Annotated in this window: 22 protein-coding genes and 1 riboswitch; of the genes, 17 read left to right on the forward strand and 5 right to left on the reverse strand. The window is 61.5% G+C overall.

Annotated features, from left to right (window positions below; translation table 11 throughout):
- Positions 1–157 precede the first annotated feature (157 nt).
- Positions 158–1,894, forward strand: a complete 1,737-nt coding sequence (locus ACPPVR_RS20915; RefSeq protein WP_426616020.1) for an adenylate/guanylate cyclase domain-containing protein — start codon at positions 158–160, stop codon at positions 1,892–1,894.
- 13 nt (positions 1,895–1,907) lie between these two features.
- On the opposite strand, the gene ACPPVR_RS20920 is transcribed toward ACPPVR_RS20915, so the two are convergent.
- Positions 1,908–3,971, reverse strand: a complete 2,064-nt coding sequence (locus tag ACPPVR_RS20920) for a TonB-dependent receptor (RefSeq protein WP_426616021.1) — start codon at positions 3,969–3,971, stop codon at positions 1,908–1,910.
- Positions 3,972–4,453: 482 nt separating this feature from the next.
- A riboswitch (cobalamin riboswitch) is annotated at positions 4,454–4,662 on the reverse strand.
- Positions 4,663–4,826: 164 nt separating this feature from the next.
- On the opposite strand from ACPPVR_RS20920, the gene ACPPVR_RS20925 reads away from it, so the two are divergent.
- From ACPPVR_RS20925 to ACPPVR_RS20960, 8 genes are all read left to right on the forward strand, one after another.
- Positions 4,827–5,003, forward strand: a complete 177-nt coding sequence (locus tag ACPPVR_RS20925; protein ID WP_426616022.1) for a hypothetical protein — start codon at positions 4,827–4,829, stop codon at positions 5,001–5,003.
- Between the two features lie 221 nt (positions 5,004–5,224).
- Positions 5,225–5,434, forward strand: a complete 210-nt coding sequence (locus ACPPVR_RS20930; RefSeq protein ID WP_426616023.1) for a hypothetical protein — start codon at positions 5,225–5,227, stop codon at positions 5,432–5,434.
- Between the two features lie 213 nt (positions 5,435–5,647).
- Positions 5,648–5,905, forward strand: a complete 258-nt coding sequence (locus ACPPVR_RS20935; RefSeq protein WP_426616024.1) for a hypothetical protein — start codon at positions 5,648–5,650, stop codon at positions 5,903–5,905.
- Between the two features lie 88 nt (positions 5,906–5,993).
- On the forward strand, positions 5,994–6,215 hold the full coding sequence (locus tag ACPPVR_RS20940) for a hypothetical protein (protein ID WP_426616025.1): 222 nt from the start codon (positions 5,994–5,996) through the stop codon (positions 6,213–6,215).
- 74 nt (positions 6,216–6,289) lie between these two features.
- A complete protein-coding gene (locus ACPPVR_RS20945; RefSeq protein ID WP_426616026.1) occupies positions 6,290–6,871 on the forward strand; it encodes a hypothetical protein in 582 nt (193 codons plus the stop codon).
- Positions 6,868–7,164, forward strand: a complete 297-nt coding sequence (locus ACPPVR_RS20950) for a DUF1488 family protein (protein WP_426616027.1) — start codon at positions 6,868–6,870, stop codon at positions 7,162–7,164. Before ACPPVR_RS20945 ends, ACPPVR_RS20950 begins: the two co-directional genes overlap by 4 nt.
- A complete protein-coding gene (locus tag ACPPVR_RS20955; RefSeq protein WP_426616028.1) occupies positions 7,161–7,373 on the forward strand; it encodes a CbtB domain-containing protein in 213 nt (70 codons plus the stop codon). The genes ACPPVR_RS20950 and ACPPVR_RS20955 overlap by 4 nt, the downstream gene beginning before the upstream one ends.
- Before the next feature lie 10 nt (positions 7,374–7,383).
- On the forward strand, positions 7,384–8,148 hold the full coding sequence (locus tag ACPPVR_RS20960; protein WP_426616029.1) for a CbtA family protein: 765 nt from the start codon (positions 7,384–7,386) through the stop codon (positions 8,146–8,148).
- Between the two features lie 1,235 nt (positions 8,149–9,383).
- On the opposite strand, the gene ACPPVR_RS20965 is transcribed toward ACPPVR_RS20960, so the two are convergent.
- Positions 9,384–9,758, reverse strand: a complete 375-nt coding sequence (locus ACPPVR_RS20965; protein WP_426608494.1) for a hypothetical protein — start codon at positions 9,756–9,758, stop codon at positions 9,384–9,386.
- Between the two features lie 491 nt (positions 9,759–10,249).
- Complete coding sequence (locus tag ACPPVR_RS20970; protein WP_426608495.1) at positions 10,250–10,468, reverse strand: hypothetical protein; 219 nt, start codon at positions 10,466–10,468, stop codon at positions 10,250–10,252.
- 181 nt (positions 10,469–10,649) lie between these two features.
- On the opposite strand from ACPPVR_RS20970, the gene ACPPVR_RS20975 reads away from it, so the two are divergent.
- The 8 genes from ACPPVR_RS20975 (at position 10,650) to fabI (ending at position 18,491) form a co-directional block, all read left to right on the forward strand.
- Positions 10,650–10,850: a hypothetical protein gene (locus tag ACPPVR_RS20975; RefSeq protein WP_426608496.1), complete on the forward strand. Its 201-nt coding sequence runs from the start codon at positions 10,650–10,652 to the stop codon at positions 10,848–10,850.
- 18 nt (positions 10,851–10,868) lie between these two features.
- The gene (locus ACPPVR_RS20980; RefSeq protein WP_426608497.1) at positions 10,869–11,273 is read left to right on the forward strand and encodes a hypothetical protein; all 405 of its coding nucleotides are present in this window, start codon (positions 10,869–10,871) and stop codon (positions 11,271–11,273) included.
- A gap of 99 nt (positions 11,274–11,372) precedes the next feature.
- Positions 11,373–11,528 carry a hypothetical protein gene (locus ACPPVR_RS20985; RefSeq protein WP_426608498.1) on the forward strand — a complete coding sequence of 52 codons (156 nt, stop codon included), beginning with the start codon at positions 11,373–11,375 and terminating at the stop codon, positions 11,526–11,528.
- A 228-nt stretch (positions 11,529–11,756) separates the two neighbouring features.
- Positions 11,757–14,027, forward strand: a complete 2,271-nt coding sequence (pflB, locus tag ACPPVR_RS20990) for a formate C-acetyltransferase (RefSeq protein WP_426608499.1) — start codon at positions 11,757–11,759, stop codon at positions 14,025–14,027.
- Positions 14,028–14,039: 12 nt separating this feature from the next.
- Positions 14,040–14,867, forward strand: a complete 828-nt coding sequence (gene pflA, locus ACPPVR_RS20995; protein WP_426608500.1) for a pyruvate formate-lyase-activating protein — start codon at positions 14,040–14,042, stop codon at positions 14,865–14,867.
- 40 nt (positions 14,868–14,907) lie between these two features.
- Positions 14,908–16,512 (forward strand): aspartate:alanine exchanger family transporter, encoded by a 1,605-nt coding sequence (locus ACPPVR_RS21000; protein WP_426608501.1) that lies wholly within the window; start codon positions 14,908–14,910, stop codon positions 16,510–16,512.
- A 27-nt stretch (positions 16,513–16,539) separates the two neighbouring features.
- Positions 16,540–17,403: a formate/nitrite transporter family protein gene (locus ACPPVR_RS21005; RefSeq protein ID WP_426608502.1), complete on the forward strand. Its 864-nt coding sequence runs from the start codon at positions 16,540–16,542 to the stop codon at positions 17,401–17,403.
- Positions 17,404–17,684: 281 nt separating this feature from the next.
- On the forward strand, positions 17,685–18,491 hold the full coding sequence (gene fabI / locus ACPPVR_RS21010) for an enoyl-ACP reductase FabI (protein ID WP_426616146.1): 807 nt from the start codon (positions 17,685–17,687) through the stop codon (positions 18,489–18,491).
- Between the two features lie 21 nt (positions 18,492–18,512).
- On the opposite strand, the gene ACPPVR_RS21015 is transcribed toward fabI, so the two are convergent.
- Entirely contained in the window at positions 18,513–19,907 is a 1,395-nt protein-coding gene (locus ACPPVR_RS21015; protein WP_426608503.1) for an FUSC family protein, read from the reverse strand.
- A gap of 217 nt (positions 19,908–20,124) precedes the next feature.
- Entirely contained in the window at positions 20,125–20,661 is a 537-nt protein-coding gene (locus tag ACPPVR_RS21020) for an N-acetyltransferase family protein (RefSeq protein WP_426608504.1), read from the reverse strand.
- Positions 20,662–20,792: the final 131 nt, after the last annotated feature.

A 20,792-nucleotide genomic window follows, 5' to 3' on the forward strand; every position in this document is an offset into this window, starting at 1 on the left:
ATAGAGCGGCAATTTTAACCTTTATTAACGAATGGGGCCGGCGCGAGGCTTGCGGGCGGTCGCGGGCGCCAGGAATGGCCAGATTGCACGTATTCCCGCGCCAAAATCCGGTGTAATGAGTTCCGGAACCTGTCCTTCCAGCCTTTGTCCCGCACATATGCCGATTTTCAACCAGACGATCCGGCGCAAGATCGTCGGCATCGCCCTCGGATTGATCGTCCTGATGCTGGTCACCTCGATCCTGTCGATGGTGATGTCGAGCCAGGTCGGCGTCCTCCTTGATGAGCTGACGGATCGCTACATCCCGGCCTATGGGCATCTGGCCCGCGCGAACATTCGCTCGCTGGAGCGATCGGTCGCGCTACGGCGGATGGTCATGATGAAGATGCAGGCGCCCTCGGAGGAGGAAGCCTATGCGGCGCGGCTGCACGAGTTCGAGGAAGCCGACCGCAAGATCGACGAGGAGGCCGAGAGCGCGCGCACGCTCATCAATGCCATTATCGACGATACCAGGACGCCGTCCGACAATGCTGCGCTGGCGCGGATCGAGACGCGGATCGAAACCACTCTCACCGAATTGCGGCACGATGCGAATGAGGACCACGCAAAACTGCTCCAGCAGGTCGATGCCAAGCAGATGACGGAGGCGCGCGGCACTCTGGAACATCTCGACGGCATTCGTGACCAATTCAACCAGAAGATGGATGCGATCCGCGCCGACATGCTCAAGCAGGTCTTCGCCAGCACGGGGACGGTGATCAGCCGCCAGCGGCAGGCGATTATCATCTCGGGTGTCGTGACTTTGCTCGCAGCAATCGTCGGATTTGCTTTTGCCTTGCTGGTCAGCAGCGGCATCACGCGTCCGGTGCGGTTGCTGCTCGCCGGCACCCGCGAGGTCGAGGCAGGCCGCTTCGACAAGACCATCACGGTCTCGACCCAGGACGAGATTGGCGAGCTCGCCGGCGCCTTCAACCGCATGATCGAGCAGTTGCGGCACAACGAACGCATCCGCGAGACCTTTGGCCGCTATATCGATCCCAAGGTGGCGCAGGGGCTGATCGACCGGCCCGAGGTCGCCACCGACGGCCAGCGCCGGGTAATGACCATCATGTTCTCCGACATGAGCGGCTTCACCTCGATGAGCGAGGGCATGACCCCGCGCGGCCTCGTCAAGGTGATGAACCACTACTTCACGGTGATGTCCGCTCCGATCAGGAGCAACCGCGGCGTCATCGACAAATATATCGGCGACGCCATCATGGCTTATTGGGGCCCGCCCTTCATCGAGGAGGACGAGCCGGCGCTGCTCGCCTGCTTCGCCGCCATCGACATGGCCGATCAGGTGCCCGCGCTCCAGCAGCAATTGCCCGACCTGCTCGGCATCCGCGCCATGCCGACGCCGTGCGATTTGCGCATCGGCATCGCCACCGGCGAGGTTTTGACCGGCAGCATCGGCTCCGAGCTGATGATGAGCTTTACCGTGATGGGCGATGCCGTGAACCTTGCCTCGCGGCTAGAGGCCGTCAACAAGGCCTACGGCACCCGCATCCTGATTTCGCAGGCAACGGCGGATGCGATTGGATCGCGTCTCGAATTGCGCGAGATCGATCGGCTTGCAGTGGTCGGCCAGAGCATGCCGCAGCCCGTCTTCGAGGTGATGGGCCGGGCGGGCGCGCTGACCGCGCCGCTGGAGAAGTTGCGGACGCATTACTCCGAAGGCCTTGCCACCTATCGCGCGCGCCGCTTCGACGATGCACGCACGGCGTTCAACGCCGCGCTGGAGAGCATCCCGGGCGATGGCCCCTCGCGCACGATGCTCGCCCGCATCGCGGAGTTCGAGACCAGTCCGCCCGCTGCCGATTGGGACGGTGCTTGGCGGATGGACAGCAAATAGTCGAACAGCGGCATCACCACTTGAACGAAGCTGCCACCTCATAGCTGCGCGGCGCGCCAAGGATGATCTGGTCGGTGTATCCAGGGTCGCCCCAGGCGGCGTAGAGCTTGTTGGTCAGGTTCCTCACGCGAAAGCTGATCCGGGTCTGGTCGACGCCCGTGAAATAGGCCCTCGGGATGTCGACGAACGCGAACGCGTCAAAGGTCGTGTAGGCGTTCATGACGACCAGATTGTCCTGGAAGTTGAAGCGGTCGCCGACATGCCGCATCGAGGCGCCGATCTCGACTGGCAGTCTGGTGTCGAAGCGGTAGGATGCGCCGGCATTGGCGATGAAGTTCGGTACGTTCGGCGGCGTCTTGCCCGAATAGGATTGGAAGCCGCCATTGCCGTCGAGATAGCTGAAGTCGATGAAGTGCGACTGCACGAAAGCGACGTTGCCCCATAGTTTCACGCCGGCGACCGGGTTGATCGCCGCCGCGATCTCGATGCCCTTGGACTCCATTTTGCCGGCGACGTTGAAGACGATGCCGCTCTCGGGGACGTAGACGTTCTTCCGCTCGATGTCGAAGGCCGAGAACGTGGCTTCCGCGCGCTTGTCGCCCGATTGCAGCTTAACGCCGGTCTCGTAGGTCCGCGACGTCGTCAGCAGCAGCGGCACCGACGGCGCAAGGATGAAGATGTTGGCCACCGTCGGGTCCGCCGCAGTCGCATACTGGCTGTACAGCATCACGCCAGGGGCGATGTCCCAGGTGTAGCCGATGCGGCCGGTGATGGGATTGAACGGCGTCGAGAAGGGATAGCCCTTGCCCGACTCCAGAGTGCCGTCGGGATTGAAGCGGGTCCGGTCCAGCTTGATGTCCTCGAACCGGATGCCGCCGATCAGCGCGAAGGTCGAGGTCAGCTTGAGCCGGTCCTCGAAGGACAACGAGGCGGTATCGAGGTGGGTGTAGATCTTCTCGTCGCTGCGCGGGCCGTAGAGGCCGCGGTCCGGATTGACCAGCTCGACCGTGTCGCTGAAGAACAGCGTGTCCTGCGAGACGTTGAATTGCGAGCTGCTCGCCATCACGGTGGCAACGAAGCGGTTGTCCATGCCGCCGAGATTGGAATTGACGGTGAGGTCGGTGATGTTGCCGTAGAGCCGCTGCGCGTGGTCCAGCGCCAGACGCTCGCGATAGACGTTGTTCGGACCTGAATCGTCGAACGAGTTGATCTCGTTGTTGAACCAGTGTCGGTGCGCATCGTAGCCGTAGACCTGGCTCTTCAGCGAGACGCTGTTGTTAATGTCCCACTGAAAGCCGCTGCGCAGCCAAAGCTCGCTGGCGCCGCTGTGGTTGTCGAGCACGTTGTAGGAAGTGGTCAGTGTGCGCGCGTCGATGGTGACGGGATTGAGCGTCCCGGTGTGGCCGTTGAGGTAATAATTCGTCCACTGGCCCGATACGATGCCGTTTGTCGGCACGATGCCTGGCGCGTTCGCCGGCACCAGCGGCGTTCCCCAGTAGAAGCGGTCGCTGTCCTGCTTGTATTCGGCGGCGCCCCAGATCTTCAGGCTGTCGTTGATGCGGTAGTTCAACTGGCCGGAGACGTTGCTGAGCTTCGAATAGGTGTCTTCGATAAAACTCTTGTCGTTGGAATGGCTGATGTCGAAACGATAGTCGAGGCCGTCGATCAGCGTGCTGCCGCCTGATCCGTAGCCGGCGCGGTAGCCGTGGAACGAGTCGTAGGAGGTGAAGGCCTCGTTGACGATCGGTCCCGTGTGCGGCGCCTTGGTGACGTAGTTGACGGCGCCGCCGGTCGCGCCGAGGCCCGCCACCAGCGAGTCCGGCCCCTTGATGATCTCCACCTGCTGGAGGCCTGCCACGTCCATAGGCCGGCCGGTCATGGTCGACGGCCCGATCGCGATGCCGTTGTAGAGCGTTGCGACCTGATCGCCGCTGAAGCCGCGCATCGAGAAGATGGCGGGTGCGCCGGGCACATCGCCGCCGGTCACGCCGACCGCGGCCTTGGCGACATCTGTGGTCGTCCTGATGCCCCGGTCCTGCATGGTCTGCTGATCGATGACCTCGACGGTCGCAGGCATCTCCCGCGCGGTGATGCCGAGCCGGGACCCGACGTCAGTGACCGCTGCCGTGTTCAGCGGCGTCTGTATCGTGCCGCTCGGAGGCTGCGTTGCCGGAGCCGCGACGGCCCGGACAGTAGGCTTGCGGCCCGCGGCCCGGCGTGCCGTGCGGGATCGCTGATTGCCAGAGCTGACAGCAGGAGCACGCTTCGGGCTCGACGGGGAGACGACCACCGGGCTGATCTCCCGGGAGGTCCTGTCCTGCGTCACGCTTTGCGCGAATGCCGCGGAAGGCAGCGATGCCGACGAAAGCAGAGTGATGAGGAAAACACGCGAAAATGCCGGCGCAAAGCCAGCTCGGATATGATGAATTTGCACAACAACGCTCTGCGGCGACGCAACAAACCGTCACCGCGGTTGCCTTAGCCATCTACCTTCGCCCCAGGCGGCAGATGCACCGGCTAACTCTTCCGACATTGAGGCACCCCGCCCAATGCGTTCGCGCGTGACCATGGCTGGTAGCAGGTTTCCTGGCTCGCGGGTCATCGCCTTCGACCACCTTCCCAGAGCCCCAAGCGGGCTCCAGTGGTTTTGCTGGTCGTCGGCTATCCGCCTACAGTTGCGGGGGCAGCCGCGGAATTGCCCGCCGAGACGGACGCACCGCATTCCCTTGGAAAGAGTCCTCGCGGACACTACCGATCACGAAATTGGCATCTGCTTTGGAGCGCGTCAATATCAGGAACGCTTGGCGGCGCAACGCGCTCACCAAGTGTGTCTTTCCGGACAAATAAGATTGTAGTCCATAACGATGTTGGCCGTGACCTATTTCCCGGGCTTAGGTTTGGTGTCCTTGAGGCGTTTGATGGGGACACGCCAATGACAGAACTTGAGGACAGGCTGGAACGGTTCGAGACGCTCACCGCCGAATGCGAGTTGATCACCAAGCTCGCTACCGACAGCAGGAAGCGCGAGCTTTACCTGAAGCTTTCGGAGCAATACCGCCAGCTGGCGCTGGATATGCGGCAGGCCATTGCGACCAAGGCCGCGGCCTGACGCTGCTCCAGGGTTCCGGTTGGATCGAGGCGCGATGCCGGGCATCCGGTGTCTTGCAGGATTTCACGCGGTCGCAAGCCGTTCTTAACATTTGGCACGCATCCTCGATGCGGATGTGAGGAATGCGTCTGTGCATCCTCACATCCGGGAATGCCGGGGCTCGTTGCGATGCAATGATCCCCCGCGAACGTCGCTTTGTCAGTGATTCACAGTGCGGTCCCATGCGTCTGTTTGCGGTCATCGTGTTTGCGCTCATGACGGCAGCCTGCAACCAGGAGCAGGACGTCACCGGCTCGACTCCGGTTTGCCAGATGCGGAACTACAGCTACAATCCCCGCGACATGAACCAGTGCGTTGCCGCCTGCAAGTCGTGCGACCACGGCAATACGGTGACCTGCACCACCGCCTGCACGCTCCACGGCGCGCGCTGAGTGCAAGGCCCGAGCGGATTGCACGGATCGCAACCGGGCCATCCCTGTGCCGCCATCGTCCCGTCAGCCCTGACCTGCTAAGGCTGGTCCAGTGATCCCGAACCCGGACAAGATCCTCTGCATCGGGTTGAACTACGAGAACCACCGCAAGGAGACCGGGCGCTTCACTTGGGTTAATCATTGAAGAGGCAGGCAGGACGCGGAGTCCATGAAATGGGTATGCTCGATCCCGGTCGGTTTCTGGTGTCGTGCTCGCGTTGCGAGGCCTGGCCGATGGCTGCCAACGTCAAACGTGCGAGCTGGTCAGCGCAGCCGCACGAGGTCCGCTTCGTGTGCCCGCGCTGCCGCCGCGAGGAGACCGCGATCGTCTCGGCCTCTGGCGAACTGACGCCGATCCGGCGCATCGACACGTCGCCACGCGACGTCGCCGCAATCTGGGCACAGGCCCAGCGCCCGCGCGGGCGAGCATAGGCTCGCGAGCCTCGTGCGATTCCCACTCTGGAACCCGGCCGTCCCTCGGTCGTTTTTGCCCCGACATCAACGCATCGAGGCCGGGCGAATGATCAGCGAGCATTTCGACACCCGCACACGGATCAACATGAAGCTGGCGCTGGATCGGATTTGCCGCAGGCGGCCCAGCGGCGAAGATCATCGGTTCCGCAAATCGGTCGCCGAAAACATCACCCGCTGCGCGCTCGCCGGCCGCACCGGGATCGGCCAGCTCGTCGATGCCGGCGAGCGGGCGGTAATCCGGACGCGCTTGGCGCGGGAGCCCGCCTAGGGCTTGATTGCGTCCGCCGGTCGGGCGGTTCATCTCTCGGCAAATGTGTTAGGATCACCGTCGGGAGATCCATGATGACTGCAGACATGCTTGCGCCTCACCCCGACCGTTTCAGGCTTCGACCAGTCGCGCCGCGCCATGCTGCGATGTTTGGCTTCGCGCTGCTGGCCGTCTCATGTGCGCTCGCAAGCTTCGCGCTCGCCTGCGCGACGCCCTTTGCGGCGTTCGCGGTCGTTGCGGCTGCGATGCTGCCGCCGCGGCCGGCATTGCTTGTCGTCACCGGCGCTTGGCTCGTCAACCAGACCATCGGCTTCGGCGCGCTGCATTGCCCGATCGACGCCGGCACGATCGCCTGGGGCTTTGTCATTGGCGCCTCTGCGCTGGTTGCGACAGCAATGGCGTCGGCCGTCCTCCGCGTGCTCCCGCACGGCCGCACACCGCTGATGCTGGCGCTCGCGCTGGTCGCAGCCTACGCGGCCTATGAGCTCACGCTGCTCGCCGCGACGCCGTTTTTGGGCGGAGAGGGCGCCTTCACCGTGGCCATCGTGACGCGGATTGGGCTGACCAGCGCCGTCTGGCTCGCCGGCCTCGTCGCCGCCTGTGAGATCGTCCGCCTGATCGATCCGTTCGGTCGCGGGCGCGCGATGTCGGCTTGACCAACGACGCCCAATGGCGCGACGACATCGCGTCTGTGGTCTTTCCGGTCGAGGGACACGGCGCAATTTGCGCCGTGCATCGGGGGGCGTTCCGGACCTTGATCGGTGCGGAGCCCTCGCCGGAGGATTGCCTCGACTATTTCCGGCGTTATGAAATAACCTTCCGGGAGGCCGCCGGCGCCAAGATCGCCCGCAAGGGCATTTCCGTGGGGACAAGCCTGCATCTTACCAGTCGCGACGTCGCCCGGAAGCTGTTAGAAGACCACGAAATCGCGAACGGAGAACAACCATGAGCCAATCTCAGCTCTCGAATGCCCAGCTCTCGAATGCGCAGGTTACGCATCTGCCGGTCGCCGCCGGGCAGGTGGGACGGCTTTCGCAGGCCCTGATGGCCATGGTGCTCGGCGTGTTCGTCGTCGGCGTCGTCGGCTTCTCGCATATCGACGTCGTCCACAATGCCGCGCACGACGTGCGCCATTCGAACGCCTTCCCCTGCCACTAACCGAGGCGGCATGAGCACGTTTCGTTCGATCGTTTTCGCGTCGGTCATTGCCGGTTTCATCGTTGGTCTCCTCGTCACGGTCGCCCAGCAGTTCGGCACCGTCCCGCTGATCCTGAAGGCGGAGGTCTTTGAAAAGGCCGCGGAGACCCATCAGCACGACACTCCAGCGGCGCCGCAGGCTGCCGCGGTTGGCCACGACCATGCAGGTCACGACCATGCCGCCCATGATCACGGCGCTGAAGGGTGGGAGCCCCGGGACGGGTTCGAGCGCAACGCCTACACGGCGGCCGCGAACGTCCTGACCGCGATCGGCTTCGCACTGCTCCTGGCCGGCTTCTTCGCCGTCCGCAGCGGCGCAACCGGCAAGGGCATCTCCTGGCATGAAGGCCTGATGTGGGGCTTGGCCGGCTTTGCCGTTTTCACCATCGCCCCCGGCCTCGGCCTGGCACCGGAGCTGCCGGGCGTGCCGGCTGCGCCGCTCCTGTCGCGCCAAGTCTGGTGGACAGCCGCCGTGCTGGCGACCGCTGCGGGCCTGGCATTGATCGTCTTCCACCGTTCGGTGCCGACGGCCATTGCGGGCGTGATCCTGCTGATCCTGCCCCACCTGATTGGCGCGCCCGAGCTGGAGCAGGTAGAGACCAACGTGCCGTCATCGCTGTCGCATCAGTTCGTCACCGCGGTCACGGTGACAAGCCTGATGTTCTGGAGCCTGCTGGGTGCTGTGACGAGCGCGCTGTTCGCCCGTTTCGATCATGGCACGGATGCGCGCGCCTAGATCCGATTGGACATCGTTTTGGTCCACTGCCGCAAGGCAACCGCCGTCCAGATCGTCTCGACGAATCCGAACGGCCAGTCACCCTGCAGAAAGCCGTAAGCCGCGCTGAGGGCGCAGGCTGCCGCGCAAGGCCAGCACATAGTGCGAGCCTCGCGCTTCGAGCGCGTAGAACAACAGCATGGCGCCCACCGACAGCAGGCGACGTGCTGCGACGGCGCGGCGTCCGACTGCGTGATCCTGCGACCCGGCTGCAATGCCGCATAACACCTGCGGTGCAGCGAGCGACGCATTGTCGCTCGGCTGACGGTTCGGGCCGATTCTCCGTTGCCTGACGGGCAAAACACCTCGCGATGCCGCCAAGCCGCACGGGACCTTGAGGGGCGATCATGTGTCGTCACGTTTCGCGAGCAGGGGTGCGGTGGTCGCGGCAGCGTCGGCGCGAGAGGTGCGAGCAGGGCGGGTAGTCCCTGTGAGCTCGTAACCACGTGCGGATGAGCGGCGCTGAAGGTTCGTCTCGCCAACATTTTTCCGGCCATGTCGACAAGGGTGGAGAACCCTGTGGCGGTCAGCGAATTCGCGTACGGCAGAACCGTGTGGTCCTGACGTCCAGCATTATTTCCAGGTACTCGGACTGAGGGAAGTGCTTGAAAGGCGAACGGTTTTTCAAATTCAGAGTGGTTCCGCGAATAGCGGGCGGAATGGCGGGGGCCCAATAGGCCCTAGTCTCAAACCTGATCGAGTTCTCCGGGAATTTCTTCAAAAATTCATCCGAGGTGATCTTCCTTTGAATTGCAACCTAATGGTGCATTAGGTAGCATAATCAGGTGCGGTGCTGAGCAGGTGCAAACTCCCAAATTCGGAGGTTGGCGCTTTGAATAAACCGACTTTTGAACGGGCAGCCGAGCGCGAATTTCTGCTGGCGCAGCTTTCGCCTAACGACTGCCGTCGTGTTTGCAGGTTCATGCGAGAGAATAGCGTTACCGCATCTGACGCCATTCTGATGCTCGGCATAGGACGAACACACGTTGGCAGAATCGTAGAGGTCTCCGATCAGGAGTACGAGTTCGTACTCAGCCAGCTATCGACGCATGAGCGCTCGGCAGTCGAAAGAGCGCTTGTTCGGCACCCTGAATGGACGCTCGGCCAATGCATCGGGCTGCTCCGAGAGGGACGTCTCTGATCATCGGGCCGCCCGTCATGCCTAGCGTATCGACAGCGGCTGATCGAACGACTTGCTAGACCTTCAGGGCTTTCTCGGCTGCGCGGAAAATGCGCATCGCTTCGGCGACATACTTCGTCTGATTGTGAGCGCGTTGCTCAGACAAAAGGAATACGTTCCCCTCGCGGGTGATCACACCGGAATCGACAAACTCCTTGAGCTTGCGAATGACCATTGATCGCGGCAAGCCGACGTAGTGCGCGATCTTCGTGGCGTTCATAGGTTTGTTCTCCGCACGCCCCACCATGATCGCGGCGTCGATCAGCAATAGCGAGTGATCGGCATGCTTCTGGCCGAACACCGAGCGAACCATCACACCAGTGAGGGCGACGTATGCCCTGGCCAACGCCAGCCGTTCTAAACGGTGCTCGATGGGGTACGATCCACGCATGCGTTCCTCCTTGCACGGCGTCACACAGCAAGTCCACCGGGTCAGATTATCCGCACTGACCGCAAAGCGTCCACAATGGACTCTTTGGCGGTTGAACCTAACGTGGCAGGTCAGCGATATGGCCGCTCCGACGCGGGAACCTCATCTATTGCAATGACCTCATATACCGACGCTACTCCACCAATCGTCGCTTGCGAAAGGTGCGGGCGAGAGATGCATCTGATAGCAAGTGTCAGAAAGGATGCGCCGGCGGCAGGTTTATGTGCGGTCTACGGGTAAATTGTCGACGGCTGCCAGCGGGTAACAATTCAGCGCCGACCCTCGTGGAACACCCATTCAGCAGCGGCGCGTGCTCAATGGTGATCGATGTGATCGCGAACCATCTGGTCTGCCTTACGGCACACGATCTTGTCCCGATTGTCGTGGTGCCGAATTACAAGGACGAGTCCGGCACTCAAGAGTAGCGCAGCTATGAGAGCGACCGTTGCCATCTAGTATGCCTGACGACGTTTGGATCGACTGCGATAGGCATCGATTGCGCGGTTGGCGAGCATTAACTTCCGGTGTTCACTTTTGAGGACCATCTCATCGACCGTCTTAAAAAGAAACTTGCTGGCTTTGGCGGGTTCGATGATCTCGCCCGACGACTCAAGGTAGTGCCAGGCAATCTGTATCGCATTCTCAATCAGCCACGGAATAGGTTCGCCCATGAAAGTAGAACCTGCGTCGAAAGCCTCCGTTCCTGCGTTGTCAGGCGGAGCGGGACGTTGACGATCGGGCCGCGACGCGGGAGCTCTCCTGGCATCGGAAGGTCAGATTTGCTGACCTCATAAACGACTCGCCTATCGGGAAAACTCGGCTACTCTATAGTTTTCCCGCACGGGGCGTCTCATGTTCGATGCGGCCACCACCACGCTTTTGCGCGCGGTTCTCGACGAAGTTTGCGAAAACGTTTCGGCGCGCGAGACTGGTGCGCGCACGCATGTCGCTTCAAAGATTTTGGAAGCGGCTACTCGCGGAGAGGTCTCGCTCGAAGGTCTCAGGCAGGTCGGTCGCGACGCGCTGTCTCGAGTACCGACCATATGGCGTTGACCGATCGAGGACGCGGGGGTGAATTTTCAGGTCACGGTGTTGAAGATCCTGGTGTCCTATCCGAACGGCTTTGCCGTGATGGACGACATCAAGCGCGACATGGCGATCTTGGCGACCAGCGGCCGGGACTGGGCCGAACGGACCAGGCGGCTGGCTGCGCGCGTGCCGAACCTCGATATATTTTCGAAAGGATTGGTCGATCGCGAAAGCGGTGGGTGGAAGATCACGGACAAGGGACGGATTGTGCTCGAATTCATGGAGGCGCGCGCCGGCGTCGACCAGCCGATCGAGACGGCTCCGTCTGAGACGGTCGATAGACCCGTGCCACCGCTGCCGCCGCTCGCGGAGCGGGCAAAGCGACGCCGGGAACAGCGCGAGCGCCGCCGCGAAGGACGCGAGCGAGCTCGATCGACCGCATCCTGAAGGCGCAAGCGCGTCAGAGGGCCGTGAAATCCAGGCCGTAGAGCATGGCCGCGACGAGCGAGAGTAGCAATCCCAAGCCGCAAGCCGCAGAAGATTGCGATGATCTCGACTTCCTCCGCGCCATCTGCCGAGCCGACCGCGACCGTCTGGAGCGACAATCTCCACAGCTTCACGGGATCATCCCCATGCTTGACCGCCTTCTTCGGCGGGCGCGACGACGGCGCACAGCGGGTCGCGGCGTCGGCAGCGACCTGATTGCAGAGTTCCGGATGCCCGTTGCTGCAGTGTCTGACCAGGAACGCGATCACTGACCGCATGCTTTCGGTAGAGGAACGAGCGGAGCAGGCCGGCAGACTCCATGGCTCGTTTGCTCGAGCTTGATTTAGATCAACAGCCAGCAGTCCACCGAAACGACATATGAGATCGTCGCCCGCATGGACCTCGGACCCTAGGGCACCAATCGAACGCCGTGGGAGACCTACCATGAAAGCAAGCGCCGCTCTCAGGAAGGAAGCCGGCACCGGAGATTGCTGGAATGGATTCCGGGACGGCGACTGGCAGACGTCGATCAACGTTCGCGATTTTATTGTCCGGAACGTCACTCCCTATGGCGGGAACGAGGAATTCCTTTCCGGTCCATCGCAGCGCACAAAGGCGGTCTGGGCGAAGCTGCAGCCCTACTTTGCGGACGAAAGGAAAAAGGGCGTTCTCGCAGTCGACGTGAAAACCCCTTCTACGTTGCTTGCCCACAAGGCCGGTTATATCGACCGTGACAACGAGGTCGTCGTCGGACTCCAGACCGATCAACCGTTCAAGCGGGCCATCTTTCCGTTCGGTGGCTTGCGTATGGTCGAGGCCGGCATCAAGGCGGCCGGCTTCGAGCCGGATGCAGCCGTACACGAGACGTTCACGAAGTACCGCAAAGCACATAATGACGGCGTCTTCGACGCCTATACGCCGGAGATCATGAATTGCCGCAGGTCCGGCATCATCACCGGCTTGCCAGACGCGTACGGACGCGGCCGCATCATCGGCGACTATCGCCGCGTGGCGCTCTACGGCGTCGATCGTCTGATCGAAGCGAAGAAGGCAGAACGGGCGCAGATCGACGACATGTGGCCGACAGACGAGATCATCCGGATGCGCGAGGAACTGGCGGACCAGATTCGTGCCCTCCAGGATCTGGCTGCGATGGCCAAGCTCTACGATCACGATATCGCAAAGCCGGCCAGCAGCGCCCAGGAGGCGTTCCAGTGGACCTATTTTGCCTATCTCGGCGCGATCAAGGAGGCAAACGGGGCGGCGATGTCGATCGGCCGCATCTCGAGTTTTCTCGACGTCTACGTCGAGCGCGACCTGAAGGCTGGACTTCTTGACGAAGCGCGCGCGCAGGAGCTGTGGGATCAATTGGTGCAGAAACTGCGCATCGTGCGCTTCCTTCGCACGCCCGACTACGACGCGTTGTTCAGCGGCGATCCCTACTGGGCGACTGAGTGTATCGGCGGCATGGATCTCGATGGCCGCACGCTGGTGACCAAAAGTAGCTATCGCATGCTGCACACGCTCTACAATCTGGGGCCGGCGCCGGAGCCGAACATCACCGTACTCTGGTCGAAGCACGTGCCGACGCCATTCAAGCGCTATTGCGTCAAAGTCAGCAAGGACACCTCGTCGCTTCAATATGAGAACGACGATCTGATGCGGCCGCACTGGGGCGACGACTACGGCATTGCCTGCTGCGTGTCGGCGATGCGGCTCGGTAAGCAGATGCAGTTCTTCGGTGCCCGGGTCAATTTCGCAAAGGCGCTGCTTTACGCTATCAATGGCGGCCGCGACGAGGTCTCCGGCGATCAGGTCGCGCCGCGGACAATGCCAGTTGTCGACGATTTCCTAGACTATGACGACGTCATGGCCAAGTTCGACACGACCATGGAATGGCTGGCCAAGACCTACGTGCATGCGATGAATTGCATTCACTACATGCACGACAAGTATTTTTACGAGCGCCTGGAAATGGCGCTGCATGACCGCGACATCCTGCGAACGATGGCGTTCGGGATTGCCGGTCTTTCCGTGGTCGCCGACAGCCTCAGCGCCATCAAATATGGAAAGATCCGCGTCACGCGCGACGCCAACGGCCTGATCGTCGACTATCAGAACGAGGGCAATCAATCGATACCGCAGTTCGGCAATAACGACGATCGGGTCGATCAGATCGCCTCCAGCCTCGTTACTGGCTTCATGAATAAGATCCGTAAGCATCCGACCTACCGTAACGCGACGCACACCCAGAGCGTTCTGACGATCACTTCCAACGTGGTCTACGGCAAGGCAACCGGCAACACGCCGGACGGACGGCGCAAGGGCGAGCCGTTCGGCCCCGGCGCCAACCCGATGCACGGCCGCGATAGCCACGGCTGGCTCGCGTCCTGCCTGTCGGTCGCAAAGCTCCCTTACAAGGATTCGCTCGACGGCATCAGCTACACCGTCTCGGTCGCGCCGCAGAAGGCGCATCTGTCGGAGGCCCAGTTGCTGGAGGAGGCGGTAAAGGCCTTCGACGTCTATTTCGACCGCGGCGGCTTCCACATGAACCTGAACGTGATCGACAAAGAGACACTGGAGGACGCGATCAAGAATCCCGACAAGTACCCGCAACTCACCATCCGGGTCTCCGGCTACGCGGTGAACTTCGTGCGGCTGACACCGGAGCAGCAGCGCGACGTGATCAGCCGTACCTTCCACGGCCAGATCTGATGGAGGTCCGCCATGGCGACGGTGCAGGCACTGGAGCCCGGAAGTCGTCATGACCTCCGGGTTGGACTTTCGCCCGACGCGCCCGATGAGGACAGGGTCAAGGACGAGGTCGGTTCGTTCGGCTATTGCCATTCCTATGAAACATCGTCCCGCTACGACGGTCCCGGCCTGCGCCTTGTGCTGTTCGTCTCGGGTTGCCTGCTGCGCTGTACCTACTGCCACAATCCGGATACCTGGCACCTCAAGGACGGCACCTACGTTTCAGTCGACCAGGTGCTCCGCCGCATCGGCGATTTCGCGCCTTCCATCCAGGCCCTCGGCGGCGGCCTCACCATCTCCGGCGGCGAGCCGATGGTGCAGCTTGCTTTCACCCGGCGGATACTCGCCGGCGCCAAGAAGATGGGCCTGCACACGGCGATCCAGACCTCCGGATTTCTGGGCGATCGCGCGGATGACAACTACTTATCCGAGATCGACCTCGTCCTTCTCGATATCAAGAGCTCGGATCCCGAGACCTACCGGCGGACGACCGCACGCGATCTCGCGCCTACGCTTCGCTTTGCCGAGCGTCTGGCCTCGCTGTCGAAACCGGCGTGGATCCGTTTCACGCTCGTGCCCGGTGAGACCGACGATCCCGCCAATGTCGACGGCATCGCACGCTTTGTCGCGCCCATGAAGAACGTCGAATGGGTAGAGGTGCAGCCATTCCACCAGATGGGTTCGTTCAAGTGGAAGGCGATGGGGCTCGAGTACAAGCTCGAAAAAACCCAGCCGCCCAGCCGCGACCTAGTGAACCGGGTGATCGAGCAATTCCGTGCCGCGGGGTGCCAGGCACGCTAATTCAACGAAATATCCGGTCAATCCGGGGGAGTTCAGGAACATGCTGGATCTTGCGCGCGACATCATAGGAAGCCAGCCAATCCTGACGGCGTTCCTTGCGATCGGCCTCGGTTATCTGGTCGGCCAGATCAGCATCGCTGGATTTTCGCTTGGGGTCGGTGCGGTGTTGTTCGTTGGACTAGCGATCGGCGCTTTCGCGCCGAAGGCCCAGATCATCGGGCCGATCGGTCTGACCGGCCTGATCATGTTTCTGTACGGCATCGGCATCCTCTATGGCCGCCAGTTCTTCGAAGGTATCTTTGGCAGTGGTCAGAAATACAATCTGCTGGCGCTAATCGCCTGTTTGGCCGGCCTGGCAGTTGCTCTCGGACTAGGACACGTATTCGGCATCAAGATCGGCCACACTCTTGGTCTCTACGCCGGATCGATGACCAGCACGGCGTCGCTGCAAGCGGCTCTTGACGTCATGAAGAATAAGGACCCGTCGATCGGCTATTCCATCGCTTATCCGTTCGGCGTTCTCGGTCCGATCCTCTGCATCTATTTCATGACCCAGATCGTGAAGCCGAAATTCCCAGCCAAGGCGCAGCGTTTCCATATGGCCGAAATCTCGATCAGCGCGAGCTATGCCGCGAGGAAGCTCGACGAGTTGACGTCCAGTATTCTCAGTGAGGTCCAGGTCACGATGGTCCGGAAGGGTGGACGCAACTTTGTTCCGACGCCTGATACGACCATATCTGCAGGGGACGCTGTGCTGGTCGTGGCGGAAAGTGAAGAAGCGATTGCGAAAGCGGCCGCACAGCTTGGCACGCTGGAACCAGGAAAATTGGCGAGCGATCGCGCCGACCTCGACTACATCCGCGTCTTTGTTGGAAAGGCCAACGTGGTCGGCATCCCCCTTGCCAATCTTCCGATGCCGCAGGGTTATTCGACCCATCTGCTCCACGTTCGTCGCTACGACGCGGACCTCATGCCGTCACCGGACTTGATGCTTGAATTCGGTGACCGGGTCGGCGTGTTGACGCCGCCCGACCGGAAGGAAGAGATCCGCCGCCACTTTGGCGACACCGTGAAGGCGGCTGCCGAGTTCAGCTATGTCTCGCTCGGGCTCGGAATGGTGATTGGTGTCTTGCTCGGATTGATTCCGATTCCGATACCGGGCGTCGGCATAGTCACGCTCGGAATCGGAGGAGGGCCGCTGATCGTCGCGCTTGTTCTCGGCAAGCTCCGCCGCACCGGACCGATGCTTTGGACCATGCCTTTGCCGGCGAACATCGTTCTTCGCAACTTTGGGCTTGCGATGTTTCTTGCCACCGTCGGCGTCAACGCCGGACAACCCTTCGTCCGCACTGTCGCCGAATCTGGATTCACGATGCTGTTCATCGGCGTGGCCGTACTTCTAACGACGGTGTTTATTGTTCTTCTGGTCGGCCATTACATCCTGAAGATTCCCTATGACGATTTGGTCGGCGTTGCGTCGGGGGCCACCGGAAATCCCGCCATCCTGGTCTATTCAACTAAGATGGCGCCGACCGAGCGGCCCGATATAGGCTACGCCATGATCTTCCCTTCGATGACGTTGGTGAAGGTGATCGCCGTGCAGATCGTCGGGCTTCTCGTCGGTGGGGCCGGAGCCGGCGGATGATGGCGACCGAGCATGGGATCATCAAGAATGGCTGAACCCGCGCCTCAACCGCCCATCTTCAACCTGCACGCCTACAGCCCCGCGGAGATCAAGGAGGCCGTCGAAAAGGTTGGAGTGAAGAAGGCCAATTTTCCGTTCCTGACCACATTCATGCTGGCGATCGTGGCCGGCGGTGGTGTCGGCTTCGGCGCGCTTTACTACACCATCGTTGCAAGCGACCCGACATTCAGTTTCGCCACCGTACGAGTCGTCGGCGGGCTTGTGTTCACGCTCGGGCTGGTGCTTGTCTTGGTGGGAGGGGCCGAGCTGTTTACGGGCAACAATCTGATCGTAATGGCCTGGGCGAGCGGCAAGGTGTCGACTCCGACAATGCTGTGCAACTGGACCATCGTGTGGTTTGGCAACTTGTTCGGATCGCTCGGACTCATCGTGCTGGTCTTCTTCTCCCATCACCTCGACCTTAACGATGGTCGCATCGGATTGTCGGTGCTGAATACGGCAGCCGGAAAGATCCGTCCCGACATGGCGACTTTGTTCTTCAAGGGTATTCTCTGCAATGTGCTCGTGTGCGCGGCAGTCTGGCTTGCCTATGCCGGGCGGTCAGTGACGGACAAGATGGTTGCGGTCATCATGCCCGTGTCGGCCTTTGTCGCGGCCGGGTTCGAGCACTGTGTCGCCAACATGTATTTCCTGCCGCTGGCATGGCTGTTGGTCCAGACCGGTCATGCTCCCGAGAATTTCGACGCCTCACAGATCACCGTATCCGGCATCGTCCACAATCTCTTACCGGTCACGCTCGGCAACATCGTCGGCGGGGCCGGCTTTGTCGGGGCCTTCTACTGGACGATATACCGGGCGACGTTCGGGTCGTCATATCCGGATGAGAAGTAACCCTATTTGATGACCCACAGGGGATGATTGCTATGCCAATGCAGACCGCTAATTGGGAGCCGAACAAGGAAATGCCAGTGGGCAAAGGAGCTACAGTTCAGCAATTCTTTACAACGCTGGGCAAGGACCGGTTTGAAATCAGCGTCGCTCCGTGGGGCGAGGGGCAGTTGAAGGTAAACGGTCAGGAGATTGCAAGGACCGCCGAGGCCAAAGATCGCCGGCAAGCCTTCAACACGTTGAAACAGGCTGCCGAAAGATTCGCTCGCGGCGAACCGCTGGAGATGCCGAAGAACGGCAAGGCTCGCTTGATCCCAGCCGTCAAGGCGAAGTTGCTTGAGGGCAAAAAGGGGCTCGTAGTGGGCATCGCCAACGAGCAGTCCATAGCGTGGGGTTGTGCCGCCGCCTTCCGTGCCTTCGGCGCCGAAGTTGCCGTCACATATCTGAACGACAAGGCCAAGAAGCATGTCGAGCCGCTGGCGCGCGCGCTTGATTCCTCCATCGTCATGCCGCTTGACGTCCGCGAGCCAGGGCAGATGGAAGCGGTGTTCGAGCGGATCGCAAAGGAGTGGGGCAACCTCGATTTTGTGGTGCATTCTATTGCATTTGCACCGCAACAGACGCTGCACGGTCGGGTGGTCGATGTATCCCTTGATGGATTTCTAACGACCATGCATGTCTCATGCTGGACGTTCCTTCGGATGGCTCATCTGGCGGAGCCGTTGATGAAGAAGGGTGGGACCCTCTTCACGATGACGTATTACGGCAGTCGGACCGTTGTGAAGAACTACAACATCATGGGCGTTGCCAAGGCCGCCCTTGAAAGCGCGGTCAGGTACGCGTCCGCAGAGTTGGGACCGAAGGGTATCCGCGTGCATGCCATCTCTCCCGGGCCGCTGGCCACCCGCGCAGCTTCAGGCATTCCCGAATTCGACAAGCTGCTCGAAAAGGCAAAAGCCAAGGCTCCGGCAAGAAGTCTGGTCAGCATCGAGGACGTTGGTGCAGCAACAGCTTTCCTGGCGCACGACGTGGCGCGGCTCATCACCGGGGATACTATCTACATAGACGGCGGATATCACGTGGTCGACTAACCAGGAGGCTTCTTCAAAAGTCTATCGATATCGATGCAGCCTTAACAAGACGCGGTTCGGAACCGACCTCAGGGCGGCCAACTCTCGTTGAGAAAAATGATTTCCGGTACGAGAAAGTTCGATGCTGAGCGAGGGATCGCAGCTGCGTTGCCTGTTTGTAGCGAAGTGAGTGCTTGAACAATCGCCTGCTCTCTCTGTTCGGTAGGTAGCAAGCAGGACAGCCAGTCCGACTCCGCAGCCAATCATCGTGTCGAGGCCACGTGCGACGAGCAATTCATCGGTGTCCGAAGTGGATGCACTGCCGGCTGTTGCCATCAGTAAAGCCATCGGCGTGAAGAAGAAGACGGCGACTGCATAGTTTGAAACAGCGAACAATTGACCTGCGAATTGCAGAGCGACAATGCATCCGACCAGAGCAATGCCATGGGGATGAAGCCACGATAGGACTGCGGCAACGATCAGGCCGAGGATCGTGCCAAAGGTTCGCTCAAGGCCGCGTTGCATGGCGCGCACCCAATTCAGCCCTTGGTGCAGGATTAACACGGCGGCGGCGGCGGCCCAGTAAGAGCGCCCAAGGCCTGCCAACACCCCGACAGATCCTGCGATCAAGGCGGCCGCGCCGACGCGCAGGGCAATGCGCGGCGGCTGTACCGACCAAGAAAAAGACGTCGCGAGCATTTCACGAGGCTCGAAGAAGGAACGTCGTTCGTTTCGTCCGGCAGGGGCACCCTCGCTCGGCAATTCAGCCACGCGAGACCTGATATCTCGAGCTTCGGCGCTCGCCTTTGGACCGAGGGAACGGTTCGCGCTGCCCGCGCGGACCGCCGCGGCAAACATCCCATGTAGCTCGCGGCTGAGCGCCTGTAACTGACCCAGCTTCAGGTCGGATCGATTTCCCGCCGGTTGCCAGGCGATAAGCACTCTCCACGCATCGTGCAGGCTTGTCGCGGCTTTGTGGCGCGGCAGATCCGACTGACCCTGCGTCGCGTTATCGATGAATTCCGCGACCGCGAGGGCCGCGTTGGCTACGGCCTGACACTCCGGCCCGCGCGGCCGCCAAAGCACCCCGAGCATGTGCAATGTCCATGAGACAGCCCCTCCCGCCGCGACAAGCACTGCGATCTGCGCAATATTCGGGCCTTGTCCATACATAGAGGTGCCGGCCGCGCAAGCGAGCATGAACATGTAAGCCCCAGGCGGTCCGATGTTAAGTGCGCTGCAAAAGAAGCTCGCAAGGGTCGCAATCAGAGCGGCCACCACGACGCCGGCCCAAGGGCCTTGCACTGTTGCAGCCTCCACGCCCGCGACCACGCTCATGACAAGGCCGCATCCAATGAGGCCCAGCAATCTTGCGCGGTTGAGGTAGGGGCGTCCGCTACCATAGAGCGCGACAAACGCGCCGAGACTGGCTGTCAAGCCGCCCCCCTGATTGTCGAGCAGCCAACCAGCAAAAAGGCAGAGGCCAGAAGCGGTCGACGCTCGCGCCGCCGACACCAGCCGCCCGCGGTCAGGTCGGACATTTAGCAAAGTCGCAAGGCTTATCTGCGGTCGGGGCGGTGGGAGTGAAACCGGATTCGTCGGATTTTGCATCATTACCGAACTACTGCGGCGGACAAACGCCAGGCGCGCATGTTTAGCGAGGGGACGCGGATCCGAGATTGAGAGCGACACGCACTGTCTGCGGCTCCTCACTTCTCACAAGTCTGAACGCGGATTTCGCGAACACCCTGCGCATGGCCGTGTTGTCGGACAGAACCTCGGCCGTCAGCTCTTGCATCCCGTGCTCCTGCGCGATCTTGATGAGGTGCCTCAACAACAGGGAACCGATGCCTCGGCCTTGCCAGGCGTCCACCACGACGAAGGCCATTTCGGCCTGTCCGGGTTCGACGACAACATATCGACCGCCGCCAACGATGGCGGCGCGGCCCTGTTCCTCGACTCGAGCGACCAGCGCGACGTGCTTCTTGAAATCGACGTCCATGAAGAAGGCGCGTTCGCGTTCGGAGAAGTGGCGTTTCACCGCGAAGAAGCGGCGCTGCAATGACTGCGTGCTGGTCCCGTCCACGGCTGTTAGCATGCCAGCCTCGTCCTCCGGCCGGAGCGCTCGGATCTCAACCGGGCAGCCGTCGCGCAGGTGCTCGCGTGCGCTGTAGCGGGCGGCGTCCGGCATCGCAACTCCCCGTGCGGGCAGGCCGGGGTTCGCTCACATCCGGCAGCAGTTGATAAGAGCCCGCCGGCGCTCCAGTCACTTGATCCAGATCAAGATCGTAACGCCGAGGCGCCGGCTACGCTTCGCCTTGA

The organism is Bradyrhizobium sp. McL0616 (genome assembly GCF_049993385.1).
In the GTDB taxonomy this organism is placed as follows: Bacteria; Pseudomonadota; Alphaproteobacteria; order Rhizobiales; family Xanthobacteraceae; genus Bradyrhizobium.